The following is an 11603-nucleotide window of genomic DNA, read 5'->3' as shown; positions in this document are numbered from 1 at the left end:
GGAGAAGAATAAATGAAAAAAATACTTGTAATTTTCCTGGCTGTTTTCTTAATAACAGCCTGCTCAAAACAAACTTCCGATTCCACGCCAGAAGATCTAACGTACGCCGAAGCAATGGAGAAAGGAATTACTGCGTTCGAGTCTTCAGACTATCAAGATGCTGTTAGCAAATTTAATAGTGCACTTGAACAAAATGCAGATTCTGCTTTGGTTTACACCTGGTTGGGATGGGCATCTTTCAAAGCGGATATACTAAATGATGCAAATACATTCTTTAGTACAGGAAGTTCTAAAATTAATCCGGATGTAGACTTGTATGCCGGGCATTCCTTTGTATTAAATGCTCTAAAAGAATACAGTGAGTCTAATTCAATAATCGATACTTTTTACAGTGCCCTGGATGATTCTGTTTGGTCATTTAATTATGGCCTGGACATTGGATTGAACCATATCTATCTTCTGTCTGCCCAAAACTATTTTGCCTTAGGTGATTATTCAGAAAGCCTTGATTGGGTTCAGGTAGTTGACCCGGAATTTTCTGTAAATGTAAATACAACTGAAGGATTGGCCGATTTAGCTGATAAAATTGAAGAGCTGATAAATTCTTTATAACACGTCCACCAAGTATTTCCTCCTTTACAAGCAGCGCTGATTATTTGGTGCTGCTTTTTTTATTTCCTTAGATTACGCGTCCTAAATAAACAAAGTTAGGTAAGTTCAGTTGTTATTAAATTAGCAAAACCTGCCTAATCTTCTTAAATTTCGCGGCTTAAAAATAACTATCAAAGAATATATTCTGTTTTACTTGAAAATAAGAACCAGTGGAAAATAATTCTAAATTAAAAACCGCGTCACTACACACTTTGGGCTGCCGTTTAAACCAGGCTGAAACAGCAATCATTGCTAAAAATCTACAAGAGCAGGGTTTTAAGATTGTTGATTTTGGATCGCCGGCAGATTTGACTGTTGTTAATACTTGCACTGTAACGGAGCAGGCTGATGCAAAGTGCAGGAAAGCCGTACGCCAAAGTATCCGTTCTAATCCTGATACTTTTGTAGCAGTTGTTGGCTGCTATGCCCAAATGGCCGTTGATACAATCCGTGCTATAGACGGCGTTGATATGATTGTGGGAAATGAACATAAAATGCAATTAGCAGGTTTTGTTGAAAATCTGGAAAAAGTATCTGAAGCGCGTGTGATTCATTCTCCAAAAATTTCAAGAAATGAATTTACGATCGAATCAGTTGGGTTATACGACAACAATACACGGGCAAATTTAAAAATTCAGGATGGATGTAATTTTGTATGTTCCTTTTGCATTATTGCCAAAGCCCGTGGCCCGGCAAGAAGCAGAAAATTTTCAGATGTTTTGGATGAAGCTAAAAAACTTGTGGAAATGGGCCATAAAGAGATTGTAATAACCGGTGTAAATGTTGGGACATATTCCAATTCTGGAAAGAATTTTTTGGATATTCTTGTTGCTCTTGAAAAGTTAAATGGGTTGGAAAGAATTCGCATCAGTTCCATCGAGCCTACGACAATTGGCAGGGAATTAGTAGATTTTATGGCCAATTCAAATAAACTGTGCCCATATTTGCACATTCCTTTGCAAAGCGGAGACGATACAATCCTTGACTCAATGCGCAGAAAACATGATGCAACTTTCTTTAAGGAATTTATACAGTATGCTGTGGAAAAAATTCCACATATTGGCTTAGGAACAGATATTATGGTCGGTTATCCAAAAGAAGGTGAATTGGAATATAAAAACTCTAAAAAACTATTGGCAGATTTACCTGTTTCATTTTTTCATGTTTTTACTTATTCCGACCGTGAAGGAACCAGTTCATTTAAAATGACACCTAAAGTAGATTCAAAGGAAAAGAAAAGACGCTATAATGAATTGGCCGATATGGGCCGCAGAAAAAAAGAGATGTTTTATCAACAATTTATAAATAAAAATTTGGATGTCTTGTTTGAGGAAGAAAAACATGGGCGTTGGAATGGATTTACCGGAAATTATTTGCGTGTGGTTGTGGAAAGCAATGAGAACCTGCATAATCAAATCCGCCGTGTTAAACTTAAACGAATAGAGAAAGACAGAATATTAGGAGAGCTTGTTTGAAAAAGGTTTATATAGAAACATATGGCTGTCAGATGAATGAATATGACAGTGAAATTGTAAAAACGATTTTAAAAAAACAAGGTTATGATTTTACAACTGAGCCAAATGATGCACATGTTATCTTTTTAAATACATGCTCGGTTCGTGAAAATGCACATCAAAAAGTACATAACCGTTTGGAGGCGCTGAAACATTTAAAACGCAAAAATAATAATCTTGTGATGGGTGTATTGGGCTGCATGGCACAAAACCTTCGCAAAGAGTTGCTGGATGAGAAGGTTGGGGTTGATATTGTTGCCGGCCCGGATGCTTATAAAAAATTACCTGAAATGCTGTCCAAGGTTAATGGAACCGGGGAGAAAGATTTTTATCTGACTTTATCGGAATTTGAAACTTACAGTGATGTTTTCCCGACACGGGAAGGTGGAGTAAATGCCTGGATTGCTGTTATGCGCGGATGTGATAATTTCTGTACATTTTGTGTGGTTCCGTATACTCGCGGCAGGGAGCGTAGCCGTGATCCTTTAAATATTGTAGATGAAGTAAAAGCCCTGGCAGATAAAGGATTTAAACAGGTTACATTGCTTGGACAAAATGTGAATTCTTATAAATATGAAAAGTATGATTTTGCAGACCTGATTGATATGTCCAGCAAAGTAAGCGGAATTGAGCGTATCCGGTTTACTTCTCCGCATCCAAAGGATTTTCCTGAAAAATTATTACACATAATAGCAGAAAATGATAAAGTCTGCAAACAGATTCACTTACCTCTTCAAGCCGGTAATACTCGCGTTTTAGATATGATGAACCGTACTTATAGCAAAGATGAATTTCTTTATTTAGCCGATCATATACGCAACACTGTACCGGACATATCCTTATCAACAGATATTATTGTTGGTTTTCCAACCGAAACTGAAGAAGAATTCCAAGATACGCTTGATGTGATGAACAAAGTAAAGTTTGATTCTGCTTTTACATTTAAATATTCCGAACGAAAACAAACCATTGCATCTCGCAAGTTTCCTGATGATGTTACTGAAGAAGAAAAAACTTCACGAATAACCCGAACTGTTGATCTGCAAAGACAACACTCTCTGGAACAAAACCAAAAACATCTGGGTGATACCTATAAAGTTCTTGTTGAGGGGAAAAGTAAAAAGCACAATCAGCAAAAGGGCAGGAATGACGGCAATAAAGTTGTAGTATTTCCTGATATAAATGCTGAAGTAGGTTCTCTGGTAGATGTGAAAATTACAAGCGTTACTACGAATACTTTGATTGGTGAGATTGTTTAGTTTATTTCTAAATGGAGATTTGTTTTTCGCTTAAATTCAGAATTGAATTGATCTTTTCAATTAATTGATTTGGCTTAAAAGGTTTTGAAAGAAACTCATCCATACCGGATGCAATGCATTTTTCCCTATCATCGGAATAAGCGTTGGCTGTTAATGCGATAATAGGAATATGTTTTTCTATATTTTGTTCTCTTTTTCTAATTTCAATGGTTGCAGTAAGCCCATCCATTACGGGCATTTGAACATCCATAAGAATTAAATCATAGCTATCATCCTGTTCAATTTTATCGAGCAATTGTTGACCATTTTCAACAGCATCTGCCTTACAACCAATCTTCTTCAGCATCGAGAGTAAAACCTTTTTATTTATTAGATTGTCTTCTGCGACCAGTATTTTCAAATTGTCTCTTATTAATGAAACCTCAGTTTTTTCATTATATTGTTGAAGTTTTAGTTGTTTTCCATTGATCAGATTTTGAAGTAAATGATAGTCAATCGGAAACGCCTTAACTATATCATATTCAAAGTCACAAGTTTCTGAGAAATTGGATTTTTCAAAATGAGGCTCGAGAACAATGAAGCTAATATTCTTACCCTCAAATTTGCTTTTTGGAATTTTATTCACTTTGGAGATTTCAGAATAATACACCACAAAAATTGAATTATTCTCAATATTTTCCAATTCGCTTTCATACTTTTTCAGGTCAATTTTGGAGATAACAAAGCCATTATATTCGAATATACTATATAATGATTTTGCCTTAATATCTTCTGGAATTATAAAATAACAATGCTTTTTTGAGTTTTGGTTATCAATTTTTGTAAAGACCAGTTTTGAATTTGGTGCATTTTCAAGTTTTAAAGTAAACCAGAAACTTGATCCATTCCCTTGGTTACTTTCAACACCAATAGTACCGCCCATTAATTGAACAAGCTGGTTGCAAATCGATAAACCTAGTCCAGTACCTCCAAATCTTCTTGTAATAGAATCATCTGCTTGGGAAAAACTATCGAAAATATGTTTTTGATTTTCTTCTGAAATTCCAATTCCAGAATCAATTATTTTAAATTTAAATTCACTATGGGATTGTGTTGTAGAAGTTATTTCTATCTGCAACGTTACGTGACCATGTTCGGTAAATTTCACAGCATTACTAAGTAAATTTACCAATACCTGTCGTAATCTATGAGGATCTCCTATGTATTTATCCTTAAGGCTAAAATCTGGTTCACGGTAAAAAACAATGTTTTTTTCACGGCACTTAACCGAAAAAGTACTGGATAGTTCTCGAAAAATTTCTAATAAAGAGAACTCTATTTTTTCAATTTTTAACTTATTGGATTCTAATTTTGAAAAATCTAAAATGCCATTGATCAAATGCATTAGTGAATCGGCACTTGACTTTATAAACCCGGATATTTCTTTTTGGTCATCATTTAAACCGGAATCCATCAAAAGATGGTTCATGCCAAGAATTCCGTTCATTGGCGTGCGGATTTCGTGGCTCATGTTCGCTAAAAACCTACTTTTGGAACGTACAGCATTTTCAGCTGTAATTCGGGCTTGCTCCAATTCATAGGTTCTATCAGAAACTTTTTGTTCAAGTATCTTTTTTTCTTTTTCGAAAGCTTTTATGCGCCATTTAATATATGCCCATATCAATATGCTAATAAAAACTAAAAAGATTATGGCAAACCAGGTTGTTCGCCAAAACGGAGGGGCTATTTGAAACCTAAAAATTGCTGGGTTGGCAGAAACAACATTGTCTCCGCTTTTAGCCAGAACATTAAAAATATAGCTGCCAGGATCAAGATTTGTATAATTTGCAAAGTTTCTTTTTGTATAATCGCTCCACTCCTTTTCATAGCCTTCTAAAGTATAGCTATATTCAATACTTTTTTCATCCTTGAACCAAAGTCCGACAAATTCAAATGAAATAGAATTATGCTTATAATCGAATAATTTATTATCCGTTTGCGCTTTCTCATTTATTGATTCAATATGAACAATAGGCGCAGAAGAGGATGTAATATCTTCTTTTGGGTTGTATTTACAAAGACCATCGACCGTACCAATCCATAAATTATTTGCTGAATCAATCATAATACTGTTTATATTTGTTTCATCACTAATTAACCCGTTTTGGTATGTGTATGGAATCCATTTGTTTTTCTCTTTTTTTATCAAACCATGATTAGTTCCAAACCACATTTCACCATTTTCACCTTCTGCAAATGCCCAAACAGAGTTTTTTGATAAAGGCAAATAGTCATTAACAAAATGGAATTTACCGTTTTTAAAAATATAAGCACCTTCAATACTCCCAAGCCAAAGAGTATCACCAGAGCTTTGGAAAGAGCTATAAAAATTGTCAGTTTTTAATCCATCTTTTTCATCAAAATGTCTAACCACGCCATCTTTTATCCGGTAAACACCATTTCCATATGAACAGACCCAAACGCTATTATCATTTGTAATATTTATATGCCATATAGATTTATTTAACGTATGGTCAAGTGTTTTAAAGGTAGAATTTTGTGGATTAAAAATTGCAACTCCACGATCGGTTGCAATCCAAATGTTTCCATTTTCATCGAAGTCAATACTTCGTACATAAATACCGGGCAAGCCATCTTTTTCTGTAAAGTGCCGGAATGAATTGTCCTTAAATTTATAGAATCCTTCACGGCCTCCCATCCAATATGTATTGTCTTTTTTCCTCATTACACGGATCATTTTCGTTTTAAGTACATCAAACATTTTAGGTTTGATAATTTTTTTGTTTTTATATGCGACAATACCACCACCATGGCTGCCTATATAAATACTGCCCATATCCTCATAAATTGAAGTAATAAAGTTAACCGGGATTCCATGTAAGGTTGAAAAATACAGAAATTTTTCCTGAGAAAGTTTGCTAATCCCACCATTTGTGGCAAGCCAAACAATTTCTTCTCTATCAATATAAACTTTTAACACTCTTTCGTTAATAAGTCCGTTTGGGCTTGAATAATTTACAAATCCTCCCGACTCATTTAGTTTGCTTACGCCCCTGTTGGTTGAAATCCATAAGTAGTTTTTTGATTTTGCCAGAGAATAAATATTTTCAGAAGGCAGACCATCTGAACTGTTTAAGGTTTTTATTACTAATAATTTATTATTAACATATTTAGCTTTGATAAGGCCTTGCTTTGAACCAAGCCAGATTACACCATACTTATCAATATGTATAGATCGGATTTTAGTATTTGGTAAGCCGTCCTTAGTATCAAATTTGGTAATTCTATTACCATCAATTAAAAATAAGCCAAGATTATAAACAGAAACCCATTTACGATTCAGGGAATCACATACCATTGCCCGTGTAAATTGCTCATCATCATTATGGCCAAGTTCTAACTTTGAAAATGTGGAATCAGCATATTTAATAATTGTTGCGCTATCTGTTGCAAACCAAAGTGTATCTTTAACTTTTAATATGTCATAGACTTTATTGCCAGTTGAGTCGTAACTCTGAAAATAAGACTGGAAAGAATTGTTTTTATCAGGATTGTTTTTATTAAAGCGGAAAATGCCACCACGAATTGTACCGGCCCATAAATTCCCGAGATTATCCTCTTCAAGGCAATAAATTATATCCGATGCTATATCAACATGGTGATGATCATAATTTGTAAACTTTAAACCATCATAACGGCTTAGCCCGGCAGCTGTTGCAAACCACATAAACCCATCCCTGTCCTGCAAAACGTCATAAACCTGTGATTGGGGTAAACCATCGGAAACTTTGTAGTTTTCGAATTGCAGGTTTTGGGCTGATAAAGAAGATATTAGAGAAAAAAGCAGAATAAGTCGTAAAACTATCAATTTTCTATTTCCCGGAATCTATGTTTTTTCAAAAGTGATATATTCTTAATCGGTTTGTTTTTTTAGATAGTAAAATTTTTTTAATCTTTGTTTATAAAAATAATTTGATAACAAATTGGATTCAGACTGACTTAAAAGTAAATTCTCGGTTTGTAATTAGAATGTAATATGATAACAAAGCAAATTAACTATATTAATTTATGGTGTATTAAAAAAGCTCGATAATTCATGTCTTAGAAACTAATGCATGGGATTTATTTAGGAGAGAAAATGATAAAGTTTACGGAAGAACATGAAATGGTTCGGAAAATGGTGCGGGATTTTGCCCAAAAAGAAATGGCACCAATTGCGATAGAAATAGATGAAAATGAAAGATTTGCAGAAGAGACGTTTAAAAAAATGGCAGATTTGCATTTACTGGGATTACCGGTTTCAGAAAAATATGGTGGGGCTGGATTTGACTTAATCTCCTATGCAATTACACTTGAGGAATTTGCAAAAGTCTGTGCGTCAACAACACTTTCATATTCTGCACACATCTCGTTATGTTCAACGCCCATTGAAATGTTTGGAACGGAAGAACAAAAACTAAAATATCTTGTGCCTTTGGCCAAAGGAGAAAAACTGGGTGCATTTGGTTTAACAGAGCCTGGTGCAGGAAGTGATGCCGGTGGAACCCAGACAACAGCAGAAGAACAAGAGGACCATTATTTAATAAACGGATCTAAGGTGTTTATTACAAATGCTGAGTATGCTGAGATATTTGTAGTAACAGCAGTTACTAATAAGGGAAAAGGCGCACGGGGTGTTTCCAGTTTTATACTTGAAAAAGACATGGCTGGTTTTGAAATTGGTAAAAAAGAAAAAAAACTGGGGATGCGGGGTTCTCCCACCAGTATGCTTCATTTTACAAATGTCAAAGTTCCAAAAGAAAACCTGCTTGGTAAAAAAAATGAAGGGTATAAACAATTTTTAATGACCTTGGATGGCGGACGGATAGGAATTGCAGCTCAGTCACTTGGTATTGCAAAAGCTGCTTATGAAAAAACTATGCAGTATGCACATGACAGGGAACAATTTGGAAAAAAACTAATTGACTTTCAGGCTACACAGTTTAAAATTGCAGACATGGTCACAAAAATCATGGCTGCGGAAGAACTTATTTATAATTCCATATCATTAAGAAACGAAAATTTGCCACATAAAAAAGAGGCATCTATAGCTAAGTTGTTTACATCGGAAGCAGCGATGGATATCACAAAAGAAGCAATCCAAATTCATGGTGGTTATGGATATGTTCAAGATTATGAAGTTGAACGATATTGGCGCGATGCAAAGCTTATGGAAATTGGCGAAGGTACCTCAGAAGTACAACGAATGGTTATTTTTCGTGAAGCATTAAAAGAGTTCAGCCACAGGTAAAAAATATATAAAGTAAAGTTAAATGAAATTAAAAAAATCGTGGGACAGCTTTCTTGCGTCCCTTGAAAAATATACAAACAGTGAAAAGCCTTTTCGCGAATTTGCTGCAAAAACATCATATTTTGTTATTCTGCTGATAATTATTCCTCTTCTTTTTTCAACTGATAATACTATCCGATATACAGATGTTAAAATTGGCAGTGTGGCTACAAAAAAGGTTGTCGCACCATTTAATTTTTTTATTCTTAAAACAGATGACGAACTACTTGCTGAAAGAAACAATGCAATCAGTTTAGTTCCCTATCGATTTGATTATAAAAAAGAAATAACGACAGATATTTTTTCAAATCTGAATACTACTTTAGGAATTTTAAAGAAAAGGCTCCCTGTAAGTCAGCCGGATGATTCATTGAACAACCCACAATCAATAGTTAGCCGGAACATTACATTTCTGCAAGACTCCTTTAATATAATGCTAAGCAGGCCACAGTTTTTAGCAATAAATTCTATTTATAAAGATAAGAATTCCCAGAAAAACCTCGACCTGATTCTAAACCTTACCAGGAAGATAGTTACAGACGGCATTCTTGATATTGATCCGAATACTTTAAAACGCAATAATATTGCCTTTCAGAAAAACGAAATCGAAGAAACAGTTAATAAAAAAGAAAAGAAAGATTTACTGACTGTTATCAATGAGATTTCGGACAAATCCACGGCTGTTTTTCCTGTAGATCAGGCCAGGGCTTTTAATAAATATATTAAACAGATTATTAGGCCAAACCTTGTTTTTAACCAACGCCTTACCGATGAATTTATTGAAAAGGCCGTTGGAAGCGTGAGCCTGACGAAAGACATGGTTTATGAAAATGAACGTATTGTAGATGCAAACGAACGGGTTAATGAAGAAATCTATCAAAAGCTTTATTCCCTGGAATCTGCCCGTGTTGAACGCAGTGCGCGGGAAGGGAACTGGCAGCCGGTTTTTGCACAGGCCGGAAAAATTATGCTGCTGGCAACTATTCTGTTTATAGTTGGATTATATTTATTTTCTTTCAGGAAGAAAATTTTTGCAGATAATAAAAAATTATTGCTGATTACCATTGTAATTTTGTTACAGGTAATTGTTGCGGCTGTAATTGCAGGGCCTTTGAATTGGCCGGTTTATCTAATCCCGACAACTATCGCATCAATGTTATTAGCAATTTTAATTGACTCTGGAATTGCCTTTGTTGTAACGGCGGCAATCGCGCTAATTTTGGGTGGCGTACAGGGTGGCGGTTACGATATAACTTTGCTTACAGTAGTCAGCGGAATGGTTTCAATTTATTCTGTTCATGAAATCCGAAATAGGAACCAGATATTTAAAGCTATACTTTATATTGCCTTAGCGTATCTATGGATTATCGCCGCCATTACGTTTTTGCGCTTCGATACTATCAACAATCTTGGGATGATTTTTGTTACAAATCTTTTACCAAACGCCATATTTGCTCCATTTGTAACATATATGCTGCTTGGGGTTTTTGAAAAAATGTTCGACATAACTACTGATGTGCGTCTCCTCGAACTTTCGGATTTAAACCACCCATTACTAAAGGATCTTTCCCTGAAAGCACCGGGCACTTTTCATCACAGTATGGTTGTTGGAAACCTGGCCGAAGCTGCTGCTGAAGAGATTGGAGAAAATTCTCTGTTAACGAGGGTTGGGTCTTATTTTCATGATATAGGAAAAATGGAAAAACCGGAATACTATATAGAAAACCAGATGGATTCTAAAAACCTGCACAGCAAGTTAAAAGCCAATATGAGCGCGTTGATTTTAGCGGCGCATGTTAAAACCGGTTTGGAAATGGCAGCGGAATATAAATTGCCACGCCGTATTTGCAACTTTATTGACGAACACCACGGTACGAGCCTGATGTATTTTTTCTACAATAAAGCCATTGCTGTCGCCGGTGATAAGGAAGATGTAAATGAAGATGATTTTCGCTATCCGGGGCCAAAACCACAAAGTAAAGTTACAGCCATTGTTATGATTGCTGATACGGTTGAGGCGGCAACACGAACCTTAAAAAATCCAAGTCCGTCAAAAATCCGTGCTTTTGTAGAAGGTCTCGCTCATCAAAAATATAAAGATGGTGAGCTTGATGAATGTGATTTAACCTTTCAGGAGTTAAAAAAGATAGTGGATGCTTTTATGCCTGTTTTATACGGAGTTTTCCAACGACGTGTTGAGTATCCTGAAAGTAAGAATTTAGTAAAAGAAAACAGCAATCAGAAAAAACAAAAAACTGAAAAAATCCCTGAAAGCAAAGGTTCTGACAACGGTAATTAATAAGTGTCAACTTTTTAATTTTCTTTTTGGCCCACGGATTTTTTACAGATTGTCTGCTTTTGAAAGAAGAATAAAAAATTAACTCTCCGCGTCCTCTGCGCCTCAGCGGTTATTATTATTTAGGTTTTGGTGAATAAATGGAAATTGAAATATTTCAGCCTGACCCGGATTTCAATCTCTCTGAAAAACAAATTGAAGATATTGTTAAGCAGACCTGCTCTGAAGTAAACCTGAAAGCCAAATACTGCCATTTTATTTTTGTTGATGATAAAACCCTGGCTGAAATGCACGACCAATATTTGAATGATCCGAGCCCGACGGATGTGATCACTTTTGATTTAGGTGAAAATGATGTTGAAGGTGAAATTTATATAAGTACAGACAGGGCGCAGGCACAGGCAAAACGATATAACGTCTCTTACAAAGACGAAATTACCCGCCTTATAATCCACGGACTTTTGCACCTTGCCGGTTATGATGATATTGACGAAGAAGATCGAAAACAAATGAAAGCTGTTGAAAACCGACTTGTTGATATCTACAGAGAGTAA

Annotated in this window: 7 protein-coding genes; 6 read left to right on the top strand and 1 reads right to left on the bottom strand. The window is 35.3% G+C overall.

Annotation, left to right across the window (positions count from 1 at the left end; all coding sequences use genetic code 11):
* Nucleotides 1–12 precede the first annotated feature (12 nt).
* The 3 genes from HND50_02780 (at nucleotide 13) to miaB (ending at nucleotide 3424) form a co-directional block, all read left to right on the top strand.
* Nucleotides 13–612 carry a hypothetical protein gene (locus tag HND50_02780; GenBank protein NOG44123.1) on the top strand — a complete coding sequence of 200 codons (600 nt, stop codon included), beginning with the start codon at nucleotides 13–15 and terminating at the stop codon, nucleotides 610–612.
* Nucleotides 613–821: 209 nt separating this feature from the next.
* A complete protein-coding gene (gene mtaB / locus HND50_02775) occupies nucleotides 822–2126 on the top strand; it encodes a tRNA (N(6)-L-threonylcarbamoyladenosine(37)-C(2))-methylthiotransferase MtaB (GenBank protein NOG44122.1) in 1305 nt (434 codons plus the stop codon).
* A complete protein-coding gene (gene miaB, locus HND50_02770) occupies nucleotides 2123–3424 on the top strand; it encodes a tRNA (N6-isopentenyl adenosine(37)-C2)-methylthiotransferase MiaB (protein NOG44121.1) in 1302 nt (433 codons plus the stop codon). The genes mtaB and miaB overlap by 4 nt, the downstream gene beginning before the upstream one ends.
* Before the next feature lie 7 nt (nucleotides 3425–3431).
* Here the strand turns inward: miaB and HND50_02765 are convergent, their stop codons facing one another.
* Nucleotides 3432–7292, bottom strand: coding sequence for a response regulator (locus HND50_02765; protein NOG44120.1), 3861 nt, complete (start codon nucleotides 7290–7292; stop codon nucleotides 3432–3434).
* A 270-nt stretch (nucleotides 7293–7562) separates the two neighbouring features.
* Between HND50_02765 and HND50_02760 the strand changes: the two genes are divergently transcribed.
* From HND50_02760 to ybeY, 3 genes are all read left to right on the top strand, one after another.
* Entirely contained in the window at nucleotides 7563–8714 is a 1152-nt protein-coding gene (locus HND50_02760; GenBank protein NOG44119.1) for an acyl-CoA dehydrogenase, read from the top strand.
* Between the two features lie 22 nt (nucleotides 8715–8736).
* Complete coding sequence (locus HND50_02755) at nucleotides 8737–11052, top strand: HDIG domain-containing protein (GenBank protein NOG44118.1); 2316 nt, start codon at nucleotides 8737–8739, stop codon at nucleotides 11050–11052.
* 137 nt (nucleotides 11053–11189) lie between these two features.
* Complete coding sequence (gene ybeY, locus HND50_02750; protein NOG44117.1) at nucleotides 11190–11603, top strand: rRNA maturation RNase YbeY; 414 nt, start codon at nucleotides 11190–11192, stop codon at nucleotides 11601–11603.

This window comes from Calditrichota bacterium, from assembly GCA_013112635.1.
Taxonomy (GTDB): Bacteria; Calditrichota; Calditrichia; order Calditrichales; family J004; genus JABFGF01.
The sequence above is the reverse complement of the archived record's forward strand: the minus strand, read 5'-3'. Positions and strand labels throughout refer to the sequence as shown.

Excerpts from the sequence above, each read along its gene's own strand:
- HND50_02780 (NOG44123.1), top strand. The coding sequence starts at position 13 with ATGAAAAAAATACTTGTAATTTTCCTGGCTGTTTTCTTAATAACAGCC.
- HND50_02760 (NOG44119.1), top strand. The coding sequence starts at position 7,563 with ATGATAAAGTTTACGGAAGAACATGAAATGGTTCGGAAAATGGTGCGG.
- HND50_02755 (NOG44118.1), top strand. The coding sequence starts at position 8,737 with ATGAAATTAAAAAAATCGTGGGACAGCTTTCTTGCGTCCCTTGAAAAA.
- ybeY (NOG44117.1), top strand. The coding sequence starts at position 11,190 with ATGGAAATTGAAATATTTCAGCCTGACCCGGATTTCAATCTCTCTGAA.